The organism is Rhizobium fabae, from assembly GCF_003985135.1.
In the GTDB taxonomy this organism is placed as follows: Bacteria; Pseudomonadota; Alphaproteobacteria; order Rhizobiales; family Rhizobiaceae; genus Rhizobium; species Rhizobium pisi.
The window spans coordinates 1-24,362 of record NZ_ML133646.1; the positions used below are offsets into that span (position 1 = coordinate 1).

The following is a 24,362-nucleotide window of genomic DNA, read 5'->3' on the forward strand; positions in this document are numbered from 1 at the left end:
TCGGTCTGACGGTTGATTACCAGATCGTCGACAACTTCTACGCCAAGGCTTCGGTTCAGTACCTCGATCCGGATGATGGCGACGACTCCACGACGGGCTACTTCCGTCTGCAGCGTTCGTTCTAATCCACGTAATGATGCTCCCGGTTTTCGGACCGGGAGCACTCAATCAGTTTCTGATCTGAGTGACCTCCGATCAGCTACGGGGACGTGTCCGGTCTTCCCTGCCGGACCGTCCTTGCGGCGTTTTTAGGTGTGTCGTCTTCAGAGTAACTTTCTGAATACCCTTTTCCACGTGAGCCCAACCGGCACGTTGCGTGTTGCACGCCGGTATCGTGTGTGTGTCTCTCTCCAGCGACATGGCGCTTTCTATTTTCAAGCGAACTGGTTCGACCGGCGGGTTTTGCGGCAACACGTCGTGAAAAGAAAATGCAATGCCGACAATGTGATCACAGCTTTTTTGGAGATGGCGATACAACCCTTGAAGGGGTTGGCATTCATTTCTGCTCTCGGATAGCTTGTTTTTCATGGATGATCTCAACGACTACATTATTTCGCCGCTGTCGTTTCCAGCGGCGGTTTTGCTTCCGCGAGTCGCGATCTCAAGATACCGCGTTCCAAACTGAGCAGGCGGGTCAGCCGGCTCGAGGAAGGGCTTGGCGCAAGGCTCATCGAACGCTCGACGCGTCACTTCCGGGTGACTGAAATAGGCCAGGCTTTCTACGAGAGATGCCAGACCATCCTTCAAGAGGCCGATCGCGCCAAGTCGATCGTCACCGAGGCTCAATCCGACCCGCAGGGTGTGGTGCGGATGGGTTGCCCGCTCGGCCTGGTCGATATCTCCGTCGGAGGCATCTTGCCCGAATTCCTGGAGCGCTATCCGAAGATCAAGCTGCAGATCATCGGCTCCGACCGGCGAGCCGACCTCATCAATGAACGCATCGATCTCGAGGTGAGGGCGACCAATGAGCCGGAGACGCAAACCAGCCTGACGATGCGCAAGCTCGACCGTGCGCGGCGCGTCCTTGTCGCCAGCCCGTCTCTCGTCGAGCGTGTCGGGGGCGTGAGCTGTGCGGATGATCTTGCCGATCTGCCGACATTGGCGATGACATCATGGGTGTCGTTTCATACTTGGGAATTGATCGGTCCGAACGGCGCCAAACAGGTGATTCGGCATCAGCCGCGCCTCACCTGCCGCAGCATGACCGCCATCCTCGATGCGGCTCGGGCCGGGCTCGGTTTCGGACTTCTGCTCGAAAGCGCCTGTGAGGCCGATCTTCAGGCCGGTAAGCTGGTGAGGGTGCTGCCGGAGTGGCAGTCGGAGGAAAGCCAATTCTATATCGTCTTCACGACGGCCAAGGGCATGCCGCCGGCCGTGCGGGTTCTCATCGATTTCCTGGTCGAAAAATCCAGGCATCATTGACGACAGAGCATGATGCCGAAAAGTGTAAGCGGTTTTCGGGCGACATCATGCTCTAACTCCTTAATTTAGAACGGGATTCAGATTTTAGGCCGACTCGGCCTAAAATCATTCGTTCTAGGGCGGGGAGCCTCGCCCTTCGTGCCTGACAGAGCGGTTTCCCGCGGGACGGCGTATCGGGAATGCGGCAATCCGGGGAGATTGCTTTCTCTATTTCAGCCGCTCCAGAAGTTTTTCACTGGCGAGTTCCCTGACGGCATCCTTGCCGATCCATCGGGCGGTTTTATCGTGGCTTTCCCCCAAACTCTTTGCGAGTGCCAGCGCCGGCGCATGGCAGGCGCGGTTGCGTTTGCCAATGTTGCGCAGCGCCCAGTTGACCGCCTTGCGCACGAAATTGCGGGGATCGCAGGAATGAGCTTCGATCAGCGGCAGCCAGGCTAGGTTGGCAGCGTCCGGGTCATTTTTCCGATGGAAAGCGGCGCCTGCTATCATGGCGAAGGCGGTGCGGCGGACGAATTCGCGCTCGTCGGCTGCGAATTCCCGGATGAGCTCGTCCAGCCCTGCCTCGACGAAGAGATCGGCAGCGCAATCGACGACCTCCCAGGAGTTGAAGTCATTGGCCCAATGGCGGGCTTCTTCCATCGTCAGCCGCTTCGGCTCTGTTGTAAAGAGGGCGAGCAGGCGGGCTTCGCGGATGTCGCTTTGCCAGAGTTCTCTAGCCCTGAGCTGATCTTTCTTCGCCCTCCTGGCCACCGCCTTGACATCGGGATTGGAGATGCCAAGAGCGCCTGAAGTGACGATACCGAAACGCGCCATGGCAGCGACGTTCTCCTCCGAGCGCAGCGTTTGCAGATGCGCGATCAATTCGGCTGCGCTGGAGGAGGGGCCGATCATCTTTCGAGGCGCGCGAGCAGCGAGGACGTGTCCCAGCGATTGCCGCCCATCGCCTGGACGTCGCCGTAGAACTGGTCGACAAGTGCGGTGACCGGCAGCTTGGCGCCGTTGCGGCGGGCTTCGGTGAGCACGATGCCGAGATCCTTGCGCATCCAGTCGACCGCGAAGCCGAAATCATATTTTCCGGCATTCATGGTCTTGTGGCGGTTTTCCATCTGCCAGGAGCCGGCAGCACCCTTGGAGATCACCTCGACGACCCTCTCGATGTCGAGGCCAGCGCTTTTGCCGAAATGCAGGGCCTCGGCAAGTCCCTGGACGAGGCCGGCGATGCAGATCTGGTTGACCATCTTGGTGAGTTGGCCGGAGCCGACCGGCCCCATCAGGCCGACCATGCGGGCATAGGCCTCGATTACGGGCCGGGCGCGTTCGAAAACGGCCTCGTCGCCGCCGCACATGACGGTCAAGATGCCGTTTTCGGCGCCGGCCTGTCCGCCGGAGACGGGAGCGTCGATGAAATCGACGCCTCTTTCCTTTGCTGCCGCATAAAGCTCGCGGGCGACCTCGGCGCTAGCAGTGGTGTTGTCGATCAGGACCGAACCCGGCTTCATGCCGTGCAGGGCGCCATTCTCACCCGATGTCACCGATCGGAGATCTTCGTCATTGCCGACGCAGACGAAGACGAAATCGGCCCCGGTGGCGGCCTCGGCCGGGGTAGTGGCCGATTTGCCCGAAAATTTCTCGGCCCAGGCGGCGGCCTTGTCGGCCGTGCGGTTGTAGACGGTAACATCGTGGCCGCCCTGAGTCTTCAGATGGCCCGCCATGGGAAAGCCCATGACGCCGAGACCGATGAACGCGACTTTTGCCATATGTCTATCCTTTTCCTCAAATGCAGTCCGAGGATTAACCGAAACGGTGGGAGCAGAAAAGCCCGGGAAGGCGGACTTCCTTTCGATTGCAGCATATGAGGTTTGCCGCTGCTGGCCGAGCCCCAGGCGTGTCGCGACCCTTCAGATTCGCCTGCCACGCTTTAGATCCCCGGTTTGAGCATGTCATGATCGCAAAACCGCTGCACATTTTTGCAAGACATGCTTTAGATTGCAAGAAGCCACAATGTTTCCGGGAGGTGACATGAGTGAGATTCCGACGATCAAGCCGCGGCGCAAAGGCCGCAGCGGCATGCAGGCAATGCTCATTCCATCGCAGAACATGGTCTCAGAGCAGATCCGATCGGCGCCGGAGGGCGTCTTCACCGACGCCGGCGTTCTTCGCCGTAGTCTCGCTGCCCAATATGGCGCGGATGCCTGTTGCCCCGTGACCGTACAGCGGCATTTGCGTGCGATCGCCGAACTGTCTTTCGGTGCGCTGGAGAAAGGGGAGCCGGTTTCGACCGTCACGCCCTATTGGCGCATGGTTGATCCTTCGAGCCTGTTTGCAAAACGTCTTGCAGGCGGTCCCGCCTTCATTCGCGAACGGCTGGCCGCCGAACGCCAGGAGGGATAGAGGGCCGATTGCGCGAGGCGGCATAGGGAGGGCCCTCGCAGCGCCGAACGGGGTAAATTATTCCTCGAAGCAGCTCATAATCGCAAATCGATATTATCGATATAATCGGTAGTCTATGTCAGTATTCCTGTGATCGAACCGGCTTCGGAGGGCGTTCGCCAACCGCCATCGATCGACAGGATATTTCAGATGCTGACGCCCAGACAGAGCCCCGGCTTTTCCACCGCCGCCACCGCGATCCTCCCAAGCATGCGGGCGGCGGCGGTGCACGGGCGGACGTTCTGTGTCAGCCGCGCGAGCTGATAATCGAATTTCGCAGCAAAGGACTGTTTTCCATGACCGCAACATCCGAAACCATCAATTTCCTCTGGTTCATCCCGACATCGGGCGACGGCACCTATCTCGGGTCCTCCGAACTCAACCGCGCGCCCGAGATCGGCTATCTCACGCAGATCGCCCAGGCCGTTGACCGGCTCGGCTATTCCGGCGTGCTGCTGCCGACGGGGGTTGCCTGCGAGGAATCCTTCGTGACAGCCGCCGCGCTCGCGGCCAAGACCGAGAAGCTGCAGTTTCTGGTGGCGATCCGCCCTGGCACGGCATCGCCTGCCTATTATGCGCGTCTCGCGACGACGCTCGATCGGATTTCCAACGGCCGCCTCTTGCTCAACATCGTCGTCGGCGGCAGCCCGGCGGAGCTTGCTGGCGACGGCATCCATCTCGAGCACGACGAGCGTTATGCCCATGCCGAAGAGTTCTTCACCGTCTTCGAGGAGTTGCTGGATAAGGGTACGGCGAGTTTCGACGGCAAATATATCAAGGCGACCAATGCGCGCCTCGGCTTTCCCTCGGTGCAGAACCCGCGCCCGCCGCTCTATTTCGGCGGTTCCTCGGATGCCGGCATCGATTTCTCGGTCGGCCGCGTCGACAAATACCTGACCTGGGGCGAACCGCCGGCGCAGGTGGCGGAGAAGATCACCAAGGTGCGCAAGGCCGCAGCCGAGCGCGGTCGCGAAGTGACCTTCGGCATCCGCCTGCACTTCATCGTGCGTGAGACCGACGAGGAGGCATGGGACGCGGCCGAGCGGCTCATTCGTCACCTCGACGACGAAACGATCCGCGAGGCGCAGGAGCGCTTCGTTCACGAATCCGACTCGGTCGGTCAGAAGCGCATGGCTGCCCTTCACGGCGGCCGCCGCGACAAGCTCGAGGTCTCGCCGAACCTCTGGGCCGGCGTCGGACTGGTGCGCGCCGGCGCAGGCACGGCGCTTGTGGGTTCACCAAAGACGGTGGCCGCGCGTCTGCGCGAATATCAGGAGATCGGCATCGACACCGTGATCGGCTCCGGCTATCCGCATCTCGAAGAGGCCTATCGCGTTGCCGAGCTGCTCTTCCCCGAGCTCGGCATCACCCGCGAACAGCAGCGCCTGGCCTTCAACAACGAGTTTGGCAGCAAACCGGTCTTCGCAGGCGGCAGCCATGGCGGCAATCTAAAAGTCGTCTCCGGCTCCTGAGTTCAAGCAAAGGCGCAGAGCAGCCGGAAGCCGCTTACGGCTTCCGGTGTTGTGGTGTTGCATGAGTAGATGGTGAGGCATCTTGCTGAGAATGTTCCCGGGTAGGGAGATAACTTCCCCATTCCCCAATATTCGATTTTAGATTCCCTGAAGATGAGCCGGCTATCTTTATGTGTTGAGAGGCCGTGAGCCTACGGAGGCGGGAGCGCATCGATGCATAGCCGAGGAGCTATACTCAATCCTAAGATGGTGTCTCGCAATCAGCGCATATTTCCTGTTCGGCAATGCTCCGACGACAGTCAGAACGTATTCTCGGCTTGACTTATCCATAGCTCGATGGCTATAGATTAACCCATAGTTGGATGGCTATGGATTTCGATGTCGAACGCTCAAGATATGCTCTTCAGAACGCTTGCCGATCCCACGCGGCGAGCCCTTTTCGAGCGGCTGTGCCGGGAAGGGGAGAAGACGGTCGGGGCGCTGACGGAGCGAGCCGGGGTTTCGCAGCCTGTTGTCTCGAAGCATCTCGGGATCCTGAAGCGGGCCGGGTTGGTGCGTGACCGACATGAAGGACGCCAGACGCATTATAGCGCGCAGCTCGGTGCGCTTGCGCCGCTCGTCGACTGGACAAGCGAGATGGCGAGCTTTTGGCAAAGCCGTTTCGACGCTCTCGAAGATTTGCTGAAGAGGATGGATCAATGAGCGATATCTCGACCGAAACACGTTCCGTCGTCATCGAACGGGAGATGCCTTTTCCCGCCGAGAAGATCTGGCGGGCGCTTACCCAGCCGCACCTGATCCAGGAGTGGCTGATGAAGAGCGACTTCAAACCGGCTGTCGACCACCGCTTCCATTTTAACGCCGATTGGGGCTCGGTCGACTGCCGCGTTCTGGAGGTCGAGCCGAACAAGACCCTTGCCTACAGCTGGGGTGCCTATGGTCTCGAAACCGTCGTCACCTGGACGCTCACTCCGACGGGCACGGGAACGCATCTGCGCATGGAGCAGGCGGGCTTCCGGGCGGATCAGCGGCAGGCTTATGGCGGCGCAAGGACCGGTTGGCCGCAATTCTTCGACAAGCTGGAACAGGTGCTGGCGCGGACAGAGTGAGAGTGCTCCGCGCACTCAGCCCGTCGTCGGGGCTCATTTTGAGGAGGAGGTCGCATTGAACTGGAACAACTGGTTTCGGCAGGTCCACCGTTGGCTGTCCATTGCCTTTACCGTGGCCGTTATAGTCAATATCATCGCCATGGTGCAGGAGAAATCGGCCGTCTGGGTAGGGCTCTTGGCGCTGCTGCCGCTCGGCCTGCTTCTCGTTACCGGTCTCTATATGTTCGTGCTGCCCTATGTAACGAAGCGGCGCGATGCGGGACGCACCGGCGGATAGGAGGAAACGCTATGGCGGGCGGAACGTCGACGACGGCGGGGAAGGTTACAAAGAAGACTGCCGCCAAACCGACCGCTGCGGAGCCAACCCTTCTTTCGGGAGGCAACCCTCAGATAGCCAAGGGTTACGGCGACGCTCCCGTGCAGGCCTATATCTCCGCCATGCCGGGCTGGAAAAGCGATATCGGACGCCGACTGGATGCGCTGATTACCCACGCCGTGCCCGGCGTCTCCAAGGCGGTCAAATGGAACTCGCCCTTCTATGGCATGGAAGGGCAGGGCTGGTTCCTCGGCATCCATTGCTTCACGAACTACGTCAAAGTGGCTTTCTTCAAGGGATCAGCACTCAATCCTCTGCCGCCGGGTGCGTCCAAACAGAAGGAAGTGCGCTATCTCGATATCCGCGAGGACGACCCGTTCGACGAGGCGCAGATAGCCTCCTGGGTGGAGCAGGCGAGCCAGTTTGCGAACGGATGTGAGAGAGTCGAGGCCGAGTGATGGGAGAGATAATGATGAAGAAGGCGACGGCAACCATGAAGAAGAACGATACTGGGGAAGAAAACGAGGAGGCCTCACCTTCTCGGTTGATCGATGCGAGGATCGAAGAACTCAGCGATTGGCGCGGCGAAATGCTCGCGCGTGTCCGAGCGCTCATCAAGCAGGCCGAACCTGATGTCGTCGAGGAATGGAAGTGGCGAGGGGTTCCGGTGTGGGAGCGCGGCGGCATCATTTGTACCGGCGAAACCTATAAGAGTGCGGTAAAGCTGACCTTCGCCAAGGGAGCATCGCTGGAGGATCCCGCAGGCCTTTTCAACGCCAGCCTCGAAGGCAACACCCGGCGTGCCATTGACTTCCATGAGGGTGATAAAATCGACGAAGAGGCGCTGAAAGTACTTGTTCGCGCCGCCGTTGCGCTGAACATGTCTGTGCGGAGCGCCGGCTCTCGGAAGAAATCAGGCGGTACTTGAGGCGATCCAGATCGCCTAGTGAATCGGGCTCGTCTCGCGCTCAAGAAAAAGTTCGAGATTGTTCAGGCCGATCTCGGTGCCTTGAAGGCGGGCGCCGTTGTCGGCGTAGCCGTCGAGGAAAACCACCTGCTCGGTGAAGACCATCCTGGTGCCGCCGCCGGGTTGGGCTTTGAAGGCGACGGTGGCGAGCGAGGCGGATATGCGGGTTTCGCCGAGCTTCATCTCATAGGCATAGATGATGCGGGAATCGGGCACGATATCGATGTAATGCGCGTCATAGGCATGCAGCAGTCCATCGGTATCGGCGACATAGTTCTTCTCCGCGCCGCCGGGACGAAAATCGAGCGCATATTCCAGCGACGCCCAGTCGCCGTGGCAGGCGAACCATTGGCGCTTGGATTCGGGGCTCGACCATGCGCGGAAAACGCGGGCGACCGGCGCCTTCAAGCGGCGCTCGATGACGAAGGTCGTATGTTCGGCGGATCGTATCGTCATTCGGGAAGGGCCTCCGTTTCATCGGCGAGAAGTTGGTCCATTCTGTCGAAGGCGGCGGTCCAGCGGGTCTTTCGCTGCTCCACCCAGCGTTCGACGGCGGCAAGCGCGTCCTGCTGCAGGCGGTAGGTTCGCACCCGCCCGGATTTTTCCGACAGCACGAGGCCGCTCTCCTCCAGTACCTGCAGATGTTTCATCACCGTCGGCAGGGCAACGGCGAGGGGCGCGGCAAGCTCGGTGACGGAGGCCGGGCCGCGGCCGAGCCGATCGATCATGCCGCGGCGGCTACGATCGGAAAGCGCGTGGAACATACGGTCGAGATGCACCTGGCTTTCGATCATTCCGCTGCATCCCGGAAGCGGGCAGGGAGCTTTTCATGGTAGGGATAGGACTTGAAATAGGGGCGGGCCTCATCCAGCACCCTTGCAAAGGATGGACGCGCTAGCAGCCTGTTGTAATAGGCGCGAAGCTTCGGCTGATCTGGAGAAAACGGAACAAGCGTCTCGGCATAGAAGAGGGCGGGAGCCGCGGCGCAATCAGCCATGGTGAAGTCCTCGCCCGTTATGTAAGGGCTTTCGCCCAGCTGCTTTTCGATCATCGCATAGGCGGTGGCGAGCGTCGTTCTGGAGGCCGTTATTTCGATCTCGTCCGCGGTGCCGTCAGGGCGTCGACGATTGCTGACGAGCGCCTGCATCGGCACCTGGACATAATGGTCGAAGAAGCGGTCCCAGAGGCGAACCTGGAGGGCCCGGTCGATTTCCAGCGGCAGCAGACGCACCGGTCCGGGATAATAGTGATCGAGATATTCGATGATGATCGACGTCTCGGGAATGGTTCTGTCGCGCGCCTCGTCCCTGAGCAGCGGCATCTTGCCGACCGGCCAGAAGCGGAAAAGATCGGCGCGCGACGTCTCATCTGAAAGATCGACGATGCGGTTTTCGAAAGGGGTCACGTTTTCATAAAGCGCGATCAGCACCTTGTGGCAGAAGGAGGCAAGCGGATGCCCATAGAACACGAGCGACATCAGGCGACCTTTCTATTGTTGCGAAAAACTTTACCGATCAACTAAGTATCAGGTCAGCCGATATTGCGCAACAAATACTTCGCCGAATGCGCAAGTATCGCCGTCAGCCGATGTGCCGGGCGAACACCAGATGGCCGGGCGTCGGCTGGCCGTCTTCCATGCGCACGTTGATATCCGATATCTCCAAGAGTTCGAAACCTGTGGCCGCCAGGCGCTCCCTCACATAAGCGTCGGCATGGGCGAAACGCTGGTGCGGACCGACCATGTAGGCGCGGCCGGCGAAACTTTCCTCAGGCAGGGTTTCGGAGGAGAAGATGAAGAGGCCGCCCGGCATCAGATTCTCGGCGGCGCCGAAGAACAGCGGTTCGAGCGCGCCGAGATAGGGCAGCACGTCGGTGGCGGTGATGATGTCGAAGGCTTCCTCGTCGTTGTCCTCAAGGAAGTCCTCGACTTCGGCGACGAAGAGCGTCTCGTAGAGGTCCTTTTCATGAGCGATCTCGACCATCTTCTCTGAAATATCGATGCCGGTCATATCAGCACAGAGATCGCGCAGTGCGCCACCGGTGAGGCCCGTGCCGCAGCCGAGATCGAGTAGGCGCTTGAACGGCCCGAGTTTCAACGCCTGCAGGCGCTGACGCACCAGCATCGGCACGTGATAGCCGAGCTGCTCGACGAGCACATCCTCGAAGACCTCGGCATGCTGGTCGAACAGGGTTTCGACATAAGCGTCGGGCGCCTTGACCGGGGTTTCGCCGCGGCCCATCGCGGCGATGCGCACGGCGGCACCGCCGTGATCGTCGGGATCGATTGCCAGGACTTCCTCATAGGCTGCCACCGCCGCGTCGACATCGCCGGCCTTTTCCAGCGCCAGCGCCCGGTTATAGGCTTCGCCAAGGGCTTCTTCGTCGATCTTCTTTGCCATCGCCGTCCATTGTCCTTCTGTTTCAGGGCATGGCTCTAAGGCGGCTTTCGATGTTTTGCAATGGCGTGGCGACAGGCGCAGAATGGCTGAAAAGAAGACGAAGGGAGGAAAAGCCATGAAAATGGAACAAGATGGAATGCTATCGGCAAGGGAAAGCGAGGGCGCGCGAACCTCGCTGCTACCCGGTACGCCGAGCGAGGTCACCAATACGCTCATTCATTATTACCGCGGCGAACTCGGACGGATGACGAGCTGGCGCGACCGCATCGACCGGACGTCCAACTGGGCAATTACCGTGGTGGCGGCGTTGCTTTCGGTATCGTTGTCGACGCCGAGCTCGCATCACGGCGTGCTCTTGTTCGGGATGATGCTGGTGACGCTGCTTCTGATGATCGAGGCACGGCGCTACCGCTTCTTCGATATCTATCGCGCCCGCATCCGGCAGATAGAGCGCTGCTATTTCGCACAGATCCTGGCGCCCGATGCCGCCGCCGGCAACGAATGGGCCGGGGTGATCGCCAACAGTCTGCGTCATCCGCGTTTTCTGCTCAGCTATTCCGAAGCGATGCACCGGCGCCTCAAACGGAATTACGGCTGGATGTATTTCATCCTGTTTCTCGCCTGGTGCCTGAAGATCTCGACGCCGAAACTGCAGACGGAGGGTGTGCTGGCGCTGCAGGCGCACTCATGGAGCTATGTCATCGACAATGCGGTACTCGGGCCGCTTCCCGGCCTTGCGGTCATTGCAATCGTCGTCGTCTTCTACCTCGGCATGCTCGGTTTCGCCCTGCGTCCGGATCGCGACGAAGGCGAATTCGGCCACGGCGAGGCGCATGTCTGATCAGAGCATGATGCCGGAAAGTGTGAGCGGCTTTCGGACGACATCTCCAGCGCTTTCTAGTGCAAGATGAATTCGCCCTTCAGCGCCCGCCACTCGCTTGCCGAGATCAGCTTGCGGTGGACGTAGCGCACCGAATGCAGCGGCCCGTCGAGCTTTTCCTGCCAGAACTTCAGGAAGCCGCGCATCTCGGGAAAGTCCGGGGCGAGGTCGTAATCCTGCCAGACGTAGGTCTGCAGAATCGCCGGGTGGTCCGGCAGGTGGTAGAGGATCTGGGCCGTCGTCAGACCATAGCCCTGCAATTGCTTTTCCATGTCCTTGTGCATCGTATTCAGCTTCTTCTCGTTCCCACTCGCGCTTTTATTAGCGCTACATGAAATGAAACCATGCGAGTGGTTAACGGAAGCTTAACAGATAGGTTGCAAAGGATATATTCTTTTTGTTTTCAATGGCTTGGCAGCATCGCTTGGCGAGTGCTGCCAGCCGGCTTTTGTCTAATAATGCGCGCCGTTATCCCGAACCGCGACACGCTTTTGGGCGTCATGCATCAGCGCTTCAGATGCCGGGTCAGGCGGCGCTCGATCCAGGCCCAGAGATGGCGCAGCGCCTCGACGATCGAGAGGTAGAAGATCGCCGCCCAGAGATAGGTCTGGTAGTCGAAGGTGCGGGAGAAGGCGTAGCGCGTCTCGCCCATCAGGTCGAGCACGGTGATGATGGCGACGACCGCCGAGCCCTTGATGAGCAGGATGATCTCGTTGCCGTACGGCCGCAACGCCACGATGAAGGCCTGCGGCAGGATGATCTTGCGGAAAGCGATGATCCTGTGGATGCCGAGTGAATCGGCCGCCTCGCGCTGGCCATACGGCACGCTTTCGATGGCGCCGCGCAGGATTTCCGCCTGATAGGCCGCGGTGTTGATGGTCATCGCGAAGACGCCGCAAAACCAGGCATCGCGGAAGAACCACCAGACACCGACCGATTCCAGCTGCGGCCGGAACGCACCGAGGCCGTAATAGACCAGGAAGAGCTGGGCCAGCAGCGGCGTGCCGCGGAAGAAATAGATGTAGCCGTAGGCGAGCCAGTTCAGCAGGCGATTTTTCGACATGCGCGCCATGGCGAGCGGCAGAGACAGCACGGCGCCGCAGACGACCGAAATGCCCACAATGCTGAGCGTCATCCACAGGCCATGCAGATAACGCGGCCCGTAGCGGGTGAATTTCTCCGGATCCCAGCCATTGATGACGGTGTAGATCAGGAGTGCGGCAAGCAGCGCCCAGAAGGCCACGAATATATAGCCGGCGAGGCGTGAGGCCGTCATCGGCTTTGCCACCGCACGGGGTGCCGGCTGCGGGGGGATCAATGTTTCAGCATAGCTCATCGACGGACCTCCGAGCGCTTGGCCCAGCGGTCGACATAGACGAGCAGGAAAGAGGAAAGGATGGCCAGCGCCAGGTAGAGACAGCAGGCGATACCGTAGAAGAAGAAGGGTTCCTTGGTCACGCGCACGGCGACACTGGTCTGGCGCAGGATATCGGCAAGGCTGATGATCGACACATAGGACGTATCCTTCAGCAGCACCATCCAGAGATTCGTCAGACCGGGCAGGGCAATTCGCACGAGCTGGGGCAGAACGATGAGGCGCAGCGTGCGGCCGCGATGCAGGCCAAGCGCGTCTCCCGCTTCATATTGTCCCTTGGGAATGGCGCGGAAGGCCGAGAGCAGCACTTCCGAGCAATAGGCGGAAAAGACGACCGACAGCGCGATGACACCGGCGAGGAAGGCGTTGATTTCGACCGGCGGACCGCTATAGCCGGCGAAATCCAGCAGATTCTGGATGAGGATCTGCATGCCGTAATAGATGATGAAGAGCGTCAGAAGCTCCGGCAGCCCGCGAAAGATCGTGGTGTAGACGCCGGCCGCCAGGCGCAACGACTTTTCTTCCGATTGCTGGCCGAGCGCCACCAGAAATCCGATGACGAGGCCGATCGGCAGGGTGACGATCGCAACCGATACGGTGATCTGAAGGCCGACCGCGATCTCATCGCCCCAGCCGGTGTCGCCACAGGCAAGAATCGTCGACTGACCTAACCAGGTGAAGATGCCGACGGGCCCGCATAGCGGATCGAATATGTGCACAAGTGAGCTCCAGAAGGAGCCAAGCGCGGAAAATAATCCGCCCATGCGAGAATTCCCCTCACGGCTTTTGCCGTTTTGATCTTGCCACCTTTGTCAGACAAAAATGGCGGAAGAGCAAGCCTCCCGCCATTACGTTCATCGGCCAGACACCGAATTTCTTATTCGCCGTAAACGTCGAAGTCGAAGTACTTGTCCTGGATCTTCTTGTACTCGCCGCTGGCGCGGATCGCGGCGATCGCCGTGTTGAGCTTTTCCTTCAGCGGGTCACCCTTGCGGATGGCGATGCCTGCGCCGTTGCCGTTGATTTCCTTGTCGACCGGCAGGGTCGTCAGGATCTTGCAGCAGGCGCCGGCATCGGACTTGACCCATTCGGAGAGAACGACGACGTCGTCGATGACGGCGTCGACACGGCCGCTGGAAACGTCGAGCTTGTATTCGTCAGCCGTGGGATAGAGCTTCAGTTCGGTGTCGGCGAGGTGCTTTTCGGCGTAGTTGGCATGCGTCGTGGAGGTCTGCGCGCCGATCACCTTGCCCTTGAGGCCGGCAACGTCAGTGATCTTGGAGTCCTTCGGCACGGCGATGGCCGGCGGGGTATTGTAGTACTTGTTGGAGAAGTCGACGAGCTTGAGACGCTCAGGCGTGATCGACATGGACGAGACGATCATGTCGAATTTCTTGGCGTTGAGCGCCGGGATGATGCCGTCCCAGTCGGTGCTGACGAAAGTGCATTCGGCCTTCATTTCGGCACAGAGCGCCTTGGTGATATCGATGTCGAAGCCCTGGATCGTGCCGCTCGCGTCGACGAATTCGAAGGGCGGATAGGTCGAATCGGTGCCGATCACATATTTTTCGCCGTCGGCCATGGCCGATCCGGCAAAGAGAGACATCGCTGCGAGCGAGGCTGCCGCGAAGATACGGGTGGAGATGTGCATGAGGATCCTCTCTGTTGGTAGCCGTCGCGCTTTTTTCTCTTGGGCTGACGGCTGCTGTTCAACGGTGACGAACACCGCCTTGCCTTGATAATCAAACTTTTTTTGGTGGAATTGCAACAGAAATTCCCGCGCAATTTGCGGTGCAAACAGCGGGCGAGATGAACGCCGGCAGACTGCAACATTCACGCGAGGTTAATCCCCGAATTCCTAGAACGGGAACAAATCGGCGGTTTGGCGATTGCCATTTCGCCGTTTCGCCTCAATGCAAAGCTAGGGGCGAAACCGGGGCCTGTTGGCCTTCAGGAAGCTCAAACAGGATCGAGGATACCCGATGGGCATGAAATCAAGATTGTTCGCAAGCGCGGCTTTTCCGCTGCTTTCCCTCTCGCTGGCTTTGCAGCCGGCAGCGGCGATGGCCGCCGTGCGCGGCGTTGAGACGCAGGCTGCGGCCGTGCGGCAAGTCGAACAGGGAAGCTTCGAGGTGGCGCAAGATGCGCCAGCCGAAGTGGCGCAGGATGCGCCTTCCGATGAAGAGCTGCTGAAGAAGAAAAAGCACAAGGAGCAGGAGGAAGCCCCGGCCGAAAAGGCGCCTGCCGCCGAACAGCCGGCGCAGAAGGAAGCGCCCGCGGAAAAGCCCAAGGCCGAGCGGAAGGAGCCCGCTGCGCCTGAGCCGAAGGCGGAGCCGGAAGCGCCGAAGGCCGAGGCACCCAAGGCTGAGGCACCCAAGGTCGAGGCGCCTAAGGCTGAGGCACCCAAGGCGGCGCCCGTGGAGCAGCCTGAAAGCAAGCCCGAGCGGAAGGTCAAACAGGAGGCCCAGCCCGAGGTAAAGCCTGAGGCCGCCCCGCAGCAGGAAGAGCAGCCGGTAACGCAGGAAAAGCCGAAGAAGCACAAGAAGCCTGAGGCCCAGCAGGCCGAACCGGAGGCGCAGCCGCAGCCCGAGCAGCAGCCTGCCGCGAAGGAGGCCCAGCCGCAGCCCGAACAGCAGCCCGCCGCGAAAGAGGTCCAGCCGCAGGTCGAGCAGGCTAAACCTGAAGCCAAGCCGGAAGGCGGCAAGCAGCGCCCGCGCGACAAAGGCAAGGGCAAGGCCGAGACTGCTGCTCCCGAGGCGGTGACGCCGACCGAGGAGCAAGCCAAGCCCGAAGCCAAGCCGGAGGCAAAACCTGCCGCCGAAGCGCCGGCCGAGAAAAAGCCGGCTGCTGGCGAGGCCGTGGCGCCTGCAGACAAGGTGACCCAAGACAAGGCGACCCAGGACAAGGCTGCTACCCCGGAAGCCGCACCCGTAGAGAAACCCAAGGAAGGCACGGCGGCAAAACCTGCCGGCGAACAGCCCGCCGGCACACAGCCCGCCGGTGTGCAGCCGGCTGCGCCGGCCACTGACACTGCCCAGCCGCTGCCGAATGCCAGCGGCGGCCAGCAGGTGGAGCAGGCTATTCCTGCGCCCGAGAAGGTTTCGCCTGAAGAACTTCAGCGCCGTAAGCAGATCGCGGCAGATCCGGCCAAGAGCAGCGAGACCGTCGTGCTGCCGGTCCAGAATGGCGCCGCCGTGCTCGACAGCGACAAGGATGCCGATCGCAGCAAGGGCCGCGAAGGCCGCCGCGACCGCGACAAACAGCGTGCCGACAGCAAGGACTTCAAGGTGCCGACCTCCGATGCCGAGGCGCAGGCCGTCACCGGTGGCGTAGCGGCGCCCGCAGTCAAGATCGAGGCGGTGACCAGCGAGAAGGGCACGAGGCTCGACGAGCGACCGCAATTTACCCGTCCGAACGAGGTGCGCATCGACAACCACACCGAAGACAACCGCGTGATCATCCAGTACAACAATCAGGTGATCGTGCGCGGCGACGACGATAGGCGGTTCCTGCGCGATGGCGAACGGCCGACCTATGAAGAGCTTTCTGGCGACCGTTATCGCGAGACGATCATGCGGCCGGAAGGCTATCGCATCGTCACGATCCGCAACCGTTACGGCGACATCATCCAGCGGTCGCGCGTCGATGCCCGCGGACGCGAGGACGTGCTCTATTATTCGCCGGAACTCTACAACGATCCGGACCGCGACTATTTCGAGGATCCGGGCGCCGACCTGCCGCCGATGCGCCTGCGCGTACCGCTCGATGACTATATCATCGACACTCGCAGTGACCCGAACCGGGACTATTATGAGTTCCTGAGCGAGCCGCCCGTCGAGCCGGTGGAGCGCGTCTATTCGCTTGACGAGGTGAAGTATTCGGCCCGTATCCGCGACAAGGTGCGCCGTATCGACCTCGACACGATCACCTTTGCCACTGGCAGCGCCGACATCCCGATGACCCAGGCGCGTACGCTGCGCAAGGTCGCCGACGCGATCAGCCAGGTGCTGAAGAAGGATCCGAGCGAGACCTTCCTGATCGAGGGTCATACGGATGCCGTCGGCTCCGAACAGAGCAATCTGGTTCTCTCCGACCAGCGCGCGGAATCGGTCGCCAATGTGCTCACAGACGTCTACGGCATCCCGCCGGAGAACCTGGCGACGCAGGGCTACGGCGAGCGCTATCTGAAGGTCAACACGGCAGGTCCCGAACAGGAAAACCGCCGCGTCACCATCCGCCGCGTCACTGCGCTTGTCCGGCCGGTGGCTTCGAACCGCTAATGATACGGCGCCCCTCTATTGTTGGGGGCGCCGTTTGCTTTTATTGGGTGGTCTGAAAGGAGCGTAGCTCCGTCTTGCGGTTCTACTCGCCGGCTTTTTGGGCAGCCTTTTCGATGATGTCGGCGACCTTTTCCGGTTGAGAGGCGAAGACGGCGTGGCTGGCCTTGATTTCGGTCACCTGGCTGCCAGCGCGTTTTGCCATGTCGCGCTCCAGGTCGGGGTTTATGGCGCGGTCTTGGGTGGCGACGATCGACCAGCTAGGCTTGGTCCGCCATGCCGGTTCCGTGATCTTGGCGGAGAAGGCCTCCTTGGAAGCAAAGACCTGCGACCTTGCCAGGAAATCTGCTTCGGCTTTCGGAAGGTCGGCTGCGAAATCGGCCGGAAAGGCGCCGGGATCGAGATAGAGGTACTTGCCGTCCTTCGTTTCCTTTATGTCCATGCTGCCGGCGGGCTTCGTGCTCGCGAGGCTCAGCAGGCTTTCGCCCTTGTCGGGCTGGAAGGCCGCGACATAGACGAGGCCCGCGACGGCGGGATCGTTACCCGCCTGCGTGATCACCATGCCGCCATAGCTATGCCCGACGAGCAAGCTCGGTCCTTCCTGGAGGTCGAGAACGCGCTTTGTCGCGGCGACATCATCGTCGAGCGACGTGATGGGCTCTTGGACGATCGTGACCTGGAAACCGCGCTTCTGAAGGATCTCCGTCACCCCACGCCATCCGGAGCCGTCGGCGAGTGCGCCATGGACGATCACGATGTTCTTGACCGGGGCAGCCTCGGCGGCAAATGCGACGGCACTGGCGGCAAGGGAAAGGGCTGCGATGAGAATGGGACGTCTGTTCATGGTATCACTCCTTTGGTTGGGATTGGTATTGATGCGTTTCGGGTTCAGCCGAACGTGAAGGCGTAGGCCTGGACGCCGGGATCGAGGAAGCGGATTTCGAAGTTGCGGGCCGCGACAGTGCCGGACTGGCGCACCAGCTGGTAAAGTCTTGTCGCGGTCACCGTGCCGTTGCCGTCGGCATCGATGTCTGAGCCGTGGTCCGCGCCTGGAGCCTTGCCGTCGATCTTCACCTGGAAGCGGACCGGTTTGCCGTCGTCGCCAGGTCCCAGAACGAGATGCAGGTCGCGGGCGCTGAAGCGATAGGTGATGCCGCCGCCCGGCTGGTCAAGTGTCGCCTGGTCCCGGCCGACAGTCCAGCTTCCCGACAGGCCCCATCCGTTGAGACCCGGTTCGCCGATCGAATAGTTCTGGGGCGTATCGGCCTGCAGCCGTTCGGGAGAGGCGAAATTCGCGGCCTGTTCGTAGCCGAGATAGGTCTCGCCCGACCGGATATTGCTGAGATCAGGACCGGCTTCTACGCCCTTGGCGTCGGGGGCAACCGTCGCGCTAGCCGACATTTCACTGCCGGCCTCGCGCAACAGATCCTGGATGGCCTTCTCGGTGTTGCTATAGTTGCCTTCGCCGAAATGTTGGTAGCGGATCTGGCCCTTGGCATCGACCAGGTAGGCGGCAGGCCAGTAGCTGTTCTCGAAGGCGCGCCAGATTTTGTAGTCATTGTCGATCGCGACGGGATAGCCGATCTTGAAATCGCCGACCGCCTTCTTGACGTTGTCGATCTTCTTTTCGAAGGCAAATTCCGGGGCGTGCACGCCGATGACGACAAGGCCCTGATCGGCATATTTCTCCGCCCAGGCCCTGACATAGGGAATGGTGCGAATGCAGTTGATGCAGGAATAGGTCCAGAAATCGACGAGCACGACCTTGCCGCGCAACTGCTCCGTGGTCAGCGGCTTCGAGTTCAACCACTCGACCGCGCCGTCGAGCGAAGGCGCATAGCCTTCGACCGGCAGATCGCTGCGGAACGGCCTCTTCGCATCTGCTGCGGCGATCACGGCATCGTTGCTCGCCACTTCCGACGAGACGCCGCCGAGGGGCTTTGCATGCAGCCGGTCGAGCACGGCCTGTTCCAGGGACGCGGTGCTGGCATAGGAGAGGCGGGCCAGCAGGCTGGTGTCGAGGCCGAGTGCGATGACGGCGACGCCTGCCAGCACGGCCGCGCCGAGCACCTGGCGGATCCGGTCGCCGAGGCCGAGAGAACGCTTCATGGCGGCGAAAATCTTTCCGCCGACAAGCAGGGCGGCGGCAAGAGAGGTTGCGGCACCTGCGGCATAGGCGATCAATAGGAAGGTTGTTTGCAGGTTGGCGCCCTGCAAAGCGGCGCCCGTCAAAACGAGGCCGAGGATCGGTCCGGCGCAGGGCGCCCAGAGTAGCCCGGTGGCGACGCCGAGGATGAGCGCGCTTCTGACAGTCGGCGCGGTGCGTCCGCCGCCGCTGGCGTTCACCAGATTGTTTCCGAGATCGACGATCGGGCGGGCAAGCGTGCTTGCGAAGCGCGACGACAGCAGGCTTGCGCCGAAGAGCGCAAGCAGGACGATCGCGGCAAGGCGGCCATATTCATTGGCGCGGATCGCCCAACTGCCGCCCACCGCGGCAAGCGTGGCGACGAGCGCGAAGGTAGCGGCCATGCCCGCCAGCATCGGCAGCGTGCTCTTGAGGAAGGGCTGTCCGGCGCGGGCGAAGACGAAGGGGAGGATGGGGAGGATGCAGGGGCTGAGGATGGTCAGCGCGCCTCCGAGATAAGCAATGATCAGAAGTGTCATCATCGTTTCCTTTGAAACCGATTGATCGGGCTCCGGACGGCGATGGGCCTGAACCAGGAACGATGCCGATGTAGTCCAGTGGACGTATCCGCGGTGTGTCCGGTTTTGCGGGAAAATGTATCGAACTATTGCGGCCGGAGGCGGCCGATACAAAGCGATACAAACTGCGGCTCTGGCAGCCGGCAATGACGAAAACGGTTGCAGCCGACACGATGCTTTGCCGGGGCAGGGCGATTGTATCAGAATGTATCCCGGCCGCCGAAAGCTACATCCGCATTCAAAAACCGGCCGCGTGCGACATACGGGTGATACAAGCGGAACGTCTTTTAAGCAGCGTAATTCATTCGACAGGAGAGACCGATGTCAGAGCAAATCAACCTTCCTCGCCGCCGCTTCTTCGGCATGACGGCAATCGCGCTTGCGGCCGTCGAATTCGGCGTTGCCGGCACGGCCGCCGCGCAGTCGGCGCCTGCCGCATCGCTGCCTGATGTGAAAGCCGGAACCAACACGTCGTTCGAAGCGCTGAAGCAGATCAAAACCGACGTGCTCGATATCGGTTATGCGGAAGCGGGGAAGGCGGACGGCCCGGTCGTGTTACTGCTCCACGGCTGGCCCTATGACATCTACAGCTTCGTCGACGTCGCACCTTTGCTTGCTTCGGCCGGCTACAGGGTAATCGTGCCTTATCTGCGCGGCTACGGCACGACGCGGTTTCTCGATGACAACACGCCCCGCAATGGCCAGCCGTCAGCGCTTGCCGCCGATATGATCGCCCTGCTCGACGCGCTCGACATCGAGAAGGCCGTGATTGCCGGCTACGACTGGGGCGGACGGACGGCCAATATCATGGCCGCCCTCTGGCCGGAGCGCTGCAAGGCGATGGTGTCGGTGAGCGGCTACCTGATCGGCAGCCAGGAGGCCAACAAGAAGCCGCTTCCGCCGAAGGTCGAACTCGCCTGGTGGTACCAGTTCTATTTCGCCACGGAGCGCGGACGCCTCGGCTACGAGGCCAACCGGCATGATTTCGCAAAGCTCATCTGGCAGACGGCTTCTCCGAAGTGGAACTTCGACGATGCGACCTTCGACAGATCCGCCGCCGCCTTCGAAAATCCCGATCACGTGGAGATCGTCATCCATAATTACCGCTGGCGTCTGGGGCTCGTCGAGGGCGAGGCCAAATACGATGCCTATGAGAAGACGCTCGCCGCACTGCCGATGATCTCTGTGCCGACCATCACGATGGAAGGCGATGCAAACGGTGCGCCGCATCCCGAGCCCTCCGCCTATGCCGGAAAGTTCTCCGGCAAGTACGAGCACCGCACCATCGGCGGCGGCATCGGCCACAATCTTCCGCAGGAGGCGCCGCAGGCATTTGCGCAGGCGGTCATCGACGTCGATCGCTTCTGATCAGGGTACAGGCTGTCGAGCCTCGTTGCCCGGGCCGACAGAATATGCGTAGGTCGCGTCTGACGTCTCGACATTATGAACGAGGCGATGGGCGCGGCCATATCGTTGAGGAATAAGCAAATATGGATCATGTCGATCACGTCCTGATCGTCGACGACGATCGCGAAATCCGCGAATTGGTCTCGGGCTATCTGCAGAAGAACGGCCTGAGAACCAGCGTTGCCGCGGACGGGCGCCAGATGCGCAGTTTTCTGGATGCCAATGCCGTCGACCTGATCGTGCTCGACGTGATGATGCCCGGCGACGACGGGCTGGTGCTGTGCCGCGAATTGCGCTCCGGTCGGCACAAGGCGATCCCGATCCTGATGCTGACGGCCCGCACCGACGAGATGGACCGGATCCTCGGGCTGGAGATGGGCGCCGACGACTATCTGGCCAAGCCCTTTGCCGCACGCGAGCTTCTCGCCCGGATCAAGGCGGTGCTGCGGCGCACGCGCATGCTGCCTCCAAACTTGCAGATCAGCGAGGCGGGGCAATTGCTGACCTTCGGCGACTGGCGTCTCGATACGGTCGCCCGTCACCTTCTCGACAAGGAAGGGACAGCGATTGCGCTGAGCGGCGCCGAATACCGCCTGCTTCGCGTCTTCATCGACCACCCGCAGCGGGTGCTCAATCGCGACCAGCTTCTGAGTCTGACACAGGGCCGCGACGCCGAACTCTTCGATCGCTCGATCGATCTCCTGGTCAGCCGACTGCGGCAACGGCTGGGGGATGATGCGCGCGAACCGATCTATATCAAGACGGTGCGCAGCGAAGGTTATGTGTTTTCGGTTCCGGTCGAAATCTCGGAGCCGCGGCAATGAGGGCGGCGACTTCCATCTTGTCCGGCCTGATGTGGCCGAGCACGCTGCGATCGCGGATCTTTCTCATCCTCTTGATCGGCTTGGCCTTTGCCTACGGGCTCTCCTTCAGCGTGCTCTACATGGAGCGCTATATGTCGGCCAAGGCTGTGATGCTCGGCACGCTGGAGCATGATGTCGCAACGTCGATCGCCGTTCTCGATCGGCTGGCGCCAGACCAACGCGTCGATCTGGTGGATCGGCTGGGCCGGGGCAATTACAGCTTCGTGCTCGGGCCTGGCCTTCCCGGCGTGCCCGACACGTCGAGCAAGGGGGTGGAGATCCTGGGAAAGATAGAGGAGGCGGTCGGGCACCGCTTTCCGATCCGCATCGAACGGATCCCGGGCGAGGTGAGCCGGTTGCAAGCGCATCTGACGCTGAGCGATGGAAGCCCGCTGACGATCGACGTCACGCCGAAAGGCGTCATGCCGATTGCCGCTTGGCTGCCCTACGTCTTCGCCGTGCAGATGGCGCTCCTCGTCCTCTGCGCCTGGTTTGCGGTTCGCCAGGCGATCCGGCCGCTCGGCGAGCTGGCCGCCGCCGCCGATGCGCTCGATCCCAACAACAAGGACGGTCCCGCCTTGAGCGAGACTGGGCCGAGCGAGGTCGCGCATGCCGCAAGGGCGTTCAACGCCATGCGGGGAAGGATCGCGCACTATCTCGAAGAGCGCGTTCAGATCCTTGCAGCCATTTCGCATGACCTGCAGACGCCCATCACCCGCATGCGGCTGCGCGCCGACATGGCCGAGGATTCGCCGGAGAAGGACAAGCTGGTGCACGACCTCGGCGAGATCCAGCGCCTCGTCCAGGACGGCATAGCCTATGCGCGCAGCGCTCACGGCAGCGGCGAAAAGAACGCCCGCATCGATCTCGCCTCATTCATCGACAGCATATCCTACGACTACCAGGATATCGGGAAGGCGGTCACAGTCGTCGGGCTTGTGCAAGGCGCTGTTATCACCAAGCCGCATGCCCTTCGCCGCATCCTGTCGAACTTCATCGACAATGCGTTGAAATTTGCCGGCGCCGCCGAAATCAGCGTCGGGCGCGGCGCGGCAGACGATATCGTCATCACCGTCATGGATCGCGGGCCGGGAATCCCGGACGACATGCTCGAAGCCGCCATGCAGCCTTTCTTCCGGCTCGAGCAATCCCGCAACCGGGAGACAGGCGGGACCGGCCTCGGTCTGGCGATCGCCCAGCAACTGACGGCCAAGATCGGGGGATCGCTCCGGCTCTACAATCGCACCGGCGGCGGGCTGGCGGCTGAGGTCACCATCCGGTGATGGCTGGAGCCACCGGAAAATTTCGCGATGTTTTGTATGGGAAAATGTCTGGGATACCGGATGCTACGTTTTGTGACATTTCGGCCGAATCCGGAAACATGCCTGAAATATCAGCGGGTCAAACCACACTCCGTCAACCCGGCCGCGGACCGCGGCCAGTCGCTGATAGCGACGCAAATAAGGAGTGTTCCATGACCAAGATCGACAAGGTTCTCTATACCGGCAAGACCCGCACCACCGGCGGACGCGACGGCGCTTCGCAGAGCGACGACGGCCAGCTCGATATCAAGCTCTCGCCTCCCGGCAGCACCCGGCCGGGCACCAACCCGGAACAGCTTTTCGCAGCCGGCTGGTCGGCCTGCTTCATCGGCGCGATCGGCATTGCCGCGGGCAAGCTGAAGATCAGGCTTTCGGCGGAAACTGCTGTGAATGCCGAAGTCGATCTCGGGACCACCGACGGCGACTATTTCCTGCAGGCCCGGCTCAAGGTTAGCCTGCCCGGTATCGAAGGGGATGTTGCAAAGGCGCTGGTAGATGAGGCGCACCGGACCTGCCCCTATTCGAAGGCGACGCGCGGCAATATCCAGGTCGAATTGACTGTTGTCTGATGGATGGCGAGGCTGGTCTGGCCTCGCAATGGAGGATTTGATGAGATTGATGATCATCTGCATTCTTGGAGCGGCGGTTTTCGCCGCCCCCTGCATCTACGACATAAGCTCGCTAGAGCCTTCGCCGCTTACGGGCCTCGTGACGGCGGCCTCGGCAACGTCTTCCCCGGACGGGCAGCCGCTCCTTCGGGACTATCTGGGAGAAAGACTGTGAAACTCTATCAGAACGAAATTTCCTCGGCGACATCGAGAGTCCGGATCGCGCTTGCGCTGAAGGGACTGACGGCGGAAGTGCTGCCGGTCACCATTCTCGGCGAAGAGGCCGAGAGCCGGCAGGCCGGATATCGCAGCGTCAACCCGCAGGGGCTAGTGCCGGCCTTGCTGACGGATGGCGGCGTGCTCATCACCCAGTCGCTGGCGATCGTCGAATATCTCGATGAGGTTCAGCCTGAGCCGCCGCTGCTGCCCGATACGGCTGAAGACAGGGCGCATGCCCGCTCCATCGCGCTGGCAATCGCCGCCGAGATCCACGCGCTGCTGCCGCCGCGGATCGGCCTGCATCTGCGCGCCGCCTTCCAGGCCGATGCCGATGCCATTGCCGCCTGGAGCCGTCACTGGGTCGGCGAGGGCATGGCCGCGGTCGAGACGATGATCGCCGGCCGCAGGCAAGGGGCTTATGCCGTCGGCGACCGGCCCGGCATTGCCGACATCTTCCTCTTCCCGCAGGCGATCAGCGCCCGGCGGCTGGGCTTCGATCTCGCAAGGTGGCCTCATATCGCGGAGATCGTCGCGAAGCTCGAGACGATACCGGCTTTTCAGGAGAACGCGCCGGCCCCCAGGAAATAATGCGA

26 protein-coding genes and 2 pseudogenes are annotated in these 24,362 nt (G+C 61.4%); 16 read left to right on the plus strand and 12 right to left on the minus strand.

The features are described 5' to 3' along the window. Positions 1-125: pseudogene (locus EFB14_RS03055) on the plus strand (porin); the annotation flags it as partial. A gap of 401 nt (positions 126-526) precedes the next feature. Then, positions 527-1,422: pseudogene (locus EFB14_RS03060) on the plus strand (LysR substrate-binding domain-containing protein). A gap of 207 nt (positions 1,423-1,629) precedes the next feature. Here EFB14_RS03060 and EFB14_RS03065 read toward each other — a convergent pair. Together EFB14_RS03065 and EFB14_RS03070 are read right to left on the minus strand one after the other, a co-directional pair. Further along, positions 1,630-2,313 (minus strand): DNA alkylation repair protein, encoded by a 684-nt coding sequence (locus EFB14_RS03065; RefSeq protein ID WP_126822624.1) that lies wholly within the window; start codon positions 2,311-2,313, stop codon positions 1,630-1,632. After that, positions 2,310-3,305, minus strand: a complete 996-nt coding sequence (locus EFB14_RS03070; protein ID WP_281413628.1) for an NAD(P)-dependent oxidoreductase — start codon at positions 3,303-3,305, stop codon at positions 2,310-2,312. The genes EFB14_RS03065 and EFB14_RS03070 overlap by 4 nt, the downstream gene beginning before the upstream one ends. Positions 3,306-3,441: 136 nt before the next feature. Here EFB14_RS03070 and EFB14_RS03075 point away from each other — a divergent pair, with 136 nt between their 5' ends. From EFB14_RS03075 to EFB14_RS03105, 7 genes are all read left to right on the plus strand, one after another. Next, positions 3,442-3,813 (plus strand): hypothetical protein, encoded by a 372-nt coding sequence (locus tag EFB14_RS03075; protein ID WP_126822628.1) that lies wholly within the window; start codon positions 3,442-3,444, stop codon positions 3,811-3,813. A gap of 335 nt (positions 3,814-4,148) precedes the next feature. Then, a complete protein-coding gene (gene ssuD / locus EFB14_RS03080) occupies positions 4,149-5,324 on the plus strand; it encodes an FMNH2-dependent alkanesulfonate monooxygenase (protein WP_126822630.1) in 1,176 nt (391 codons plus the stop codon). A gap of 378 nt (positions 5,325-5,702) precedes the next feature. Then, the gene (locus EFB14_RS03085) at positions 5,703-6,026 is read left to right on the plus strand and encodes an ArsR/SmtB family transcription factor (RefSeq protein ID WP_126822632.1); all 324 of its coding nucleotides are present in this window, start codon (positions 5,703-5,705) and stop codon (positions 6,024-6,026) included. Beyond that, entirely contained in the window at positions 6,023-6,433 is a 411-nt protein-coding gene (locus EFB14_RS03090) for an SRPBCC family protein (protein ID WP_126822634.1), read from the plus strand. The genes EFB14_RS03085 and EFB14_RS03090 overlap by 4 nt, the downstream gene beginning before the upstream one ends. Positions 6,434-6,488: 55 nt before the next feature. Further along, on the plus strand, positions 6,489-6,710 hold the full coding sequence (locus EFB14_RS03095; protein ID WP_125845864.1) for a hypothetical protein: 222 nt from the start codon (positions 6,489-6,491) through the stop codon (positions 6,708-6,710). 11 nt (positions 6,711-6,721) lie between these two features. Continuing rightward, the gene (locus EFB14_RS03100; protein WP_126822636.1) at positions 6,722-7,207 is read left to right on the plus strand and encodes a DUF1801 domain-containing protein; all 486 of its coding nucleotides are present in this window, start codon (positions 6,722-6,724) and stop codon (positions 7,205-7,207) included. A 14-nt stretch (positions 7,208-7,221) separates the two neighbouring features. Beyond that, the gene (locus EFB14_RS03105) at positions 7,222-7,677 is read left to right on the plus strand and encodes a DUF1801 domain-containing protein (protein ID WP_125845878.1); all 456 of its coding nucleotides are present in this window, start codon (positions 7,222-7,224) and stop codon (positions 7,675-7,677) included. 15 nt (positions 7,678-7,692) lie between these two features. Here the strand turns inward: EFB14_RS03105 and EFB14_RS03110 are convergent, their stop codons facing one another. From EFB14_RS03110 to EFB14_RS03125, 4 genes are all read right to left on the minus strand, one after another. Continuing rightward, complete coding sequence (locus EFB14_RS03110) at positions 7,693-8,172, minus strand: SRPBCC family protein (RefSeq protein WP_126822637.1); 480 nt, start codon at positions 8,170-8,172, stop codon at positions 7,693-7,695. Beyond that, the gene (locus EFB14_RS03115; protein WP_125845861.1) at positions 8,169-8,510 is read right to left on the minus strand and encodes an ArsR/SmtB family transcription factor; all 342 of its coding nucleotides are present in this window, start codon (positions 8,508-8,510) and stop codon (positions 8,169-8,171) included. Before EFB14_RS03115 ends, EFB14_RS03110 begins: the two co-directional genes overlap by 4 nt. Then, positions 8,507-9,193 carry a glutathione S-transferase family protein gene (locus EFB14_RS03120; RefSeq protein WP_126822639.1) on the minus strand — a complete coding sequence of 229 codons (687 nt, stop codon included), beginning with the start codon at positions 9,191-9,193 and terminating at the stop codon, positions 8,507-8,509. The genes EFB14_RS03115 and EFB14_RS03120 overlap by 4 nt, the downstream gene beginning before the upstream one ends. Before the next feature lie 103 nt (positions 9,194-9,296). After that, on the minus strand, positions 9,297-10,115 hold the full coding sequence (locus EFB14_RS03125; RefSeq protein WP_126822641.1) for a class I SAM-dependent DNA methyltransferase: 819 nt from the start codon (positions 10,113-10,115) through the stop codon (positions 9,297-9,299). A 115-nt stretch (positions 10,116-10,230) separates the two neighbouring features. On the opposite strand from EFB14_RS03125, the gene EFB14_RS03130 reads away from it, so the two are divergent. Further along, positions 10,231-10,956: a DUF2270 domain-containing protein gene (locus tag EFB14_RS03130; protein WP_126822643.1), complete on the plus strand. Its 726-nt coding sequence runs from the start codon at positions 10,231-10,233 to the stop codon at positions 10,954-10,956. Positions 10,957-11,012: 56 nt separating this feature from the next. Here EFB14_RS03130 and EFB14_RS03135 read toward each other — a convergent pair whose 3' ends face one another. The 4 genes from EFB14_RS03135 to EFB14_RS03150 all read right to left on the minus strand — a co-directional run bounded on the left by EFB14_RS03135 (position 11,013) and on the right by EFB14_RS03150 (position 14,021). Then, a complete protein-coding gene (locus tag EFB14_RS03135) occupies positions 11,013-11,279 on the minus strand; it encodes an usg protein (RefSeq protein ID WP_125845857.1) in 267 nt (88 codons plus the stop codon). A gap of 221 nt (positions 11,280-11,500) precedes the next feature. Beyond that, positions 11,501-12,331 carry an ABC transporter permease gene (locus EFB14_RS03140; protein ID WP_126822645.1) on the minus strand — a complete coding sequence of 277 codons (831 nt, stop codon included), beginning with the start codon at positions 12,329-12,331 and terminating at the stop codon, positions 11,501-11,503. Next, on the minus strand, positions 12,328-13,134 hold the full coding sequence (locus EFB14_RS03145; RefSeq protein WP_126822646.1) for an ABC transporter permease: 807 nt from the start codon (positions 13,132-13,134) through the stop codon (positions 12,328-12,330). Before EFB14_RS03145 ends, EFB14_RS03140 begins: the two co-directional genes overlap by 4 nt. A 113-nt stretch (positions 13,135-13,247) precedes the next feature. Further along, positions 13,248-14,021, minus strand: coding sequence for a transporter substrate-binding domain-containing protein (locus tag EFB14_RS03150; protein WP_125845854.1), 774 nt, complete (start codon positions 14,019-14,021; stop codon positions 13,248-13,250). 331 nt (positions 14,022-14,352) lie between these two features. Here EFB14_RS03150 and EFB14_RS03155 point away from each other — a divergent pair, with 331 nt between their 5' ends. Further along, positions 14,353-16,650, plus strand: a complete 2,298-nt coding sequence (locus tag EFB14_RS03155; RefSeq protein ID WP_126822648.1) for an OmpA family protein — start codon at positions 14,353-14,355, stop codon at positions 16,648-16,650. A gap of 82 nt (positions 16,651-16,732) precedes the next feature. Here the strand turns inward: EFB14_RS03155 and EFB14_RS03160 are convergent, their stop codons facing one another. Together EFB14_RS03160 and EFB14_RS03165 are read right to left on the minus strand one after the other, a co-directional pair. Continuing rightward, positions 16,733-17,491, minus strand: a complete 759-nt coding sequence (locus EFB14_RS03160) for an alpha/beta fold hydrolase (protein ID WP_126822651.1) — start codon at positions 17,489-17,491, stop codon at positions 16,733-16,735. 44 nt (positions 17,492-17,535) lie between these two features. Continuing rightward, positions 17,536-19,311, minus strand: coding sequence for a cytochrome c biogenesis protein DipZ (locus EFB14_RS03165; RefSeq protein WP_126823522.1), 1,776 nt, complete (start codon positions 19,309-19,311; stop codon positions 17,536-17,538). 360 nt (positions 19,312-19,671) lie between these two features. Here EFB14_RS03165 and EFB14_RS03170 point away from each other — a divergent pair, with 360 nt between their 5' ends. The 5 genes from EFB14_RS03170 to maiA all read left to right on the plus strand — a co-directional run bounded on the left by EFB14_RS03170 (position 19,672) and on the right by maiA (position 24,357). Continuing rightward, positions 19,672-20,718, plus strand: coding sequence for an alpha/beta fold hydrolase (locus EFB14_RS03170; protein ID WP_126822653.1), 1,047 nt, complete (start codon positions 19,672-19,674; stop codon positions 20,716-20,718). 122 nt (positions 20,719-20,840) lie between these two features. Then, positions 20,841-21,581 (plus strand): response regulator, encoded by a 741-nt coding sequence (locus tag EFB14_RS03175; RefSeq protein WP_125845849.1) that lies wholly within the window; start codon positions 20,841-20,843, stop codon positions 21,579-21,581. After that, complete coding sequence (locus tag EFB14_RS03180; protein WP_126822655.1) at positions 21,578-22,903, plus strand: sensor histidine kinase; 1,326 nt, start codon at positions 21,578-21,580, stop codon at positions 22,901-22,903. The genes EFB14_RS03175 and EFB14_RS03180 overlap by 4 nt, the downstream gene beginning before the upstream one ends. Positions 22,904-23,094: 191 nt before the next feature. Continuing rightward, positions 23,095-23,511, plus strand: coding sequence for an organic hydroperoxide resistance protein (locus EFB14_RS03185; protein WP_126822657.1), 417 nt, complete (start codon positions 23,095-23,097; stop codon positions 23,509-23,511). A gap of 210 nt (positions 23,512-23,721) precedes the next feature. After that, the gene (gene maiA, locus EFB14_RS03190) at positions 23,722-24,357 is read left to right on the plus strand and encodes a maleylacetoacetate isomerase (RefSeq protein WP_126822659.1); all 636 of its coding nucleotides are present in this window, start codon (positions 23,722-23,724) and stop codon (positions 24,355-24,357) included. Positions 24,358-24,362 lie beyond the last annotated feature (5 nt).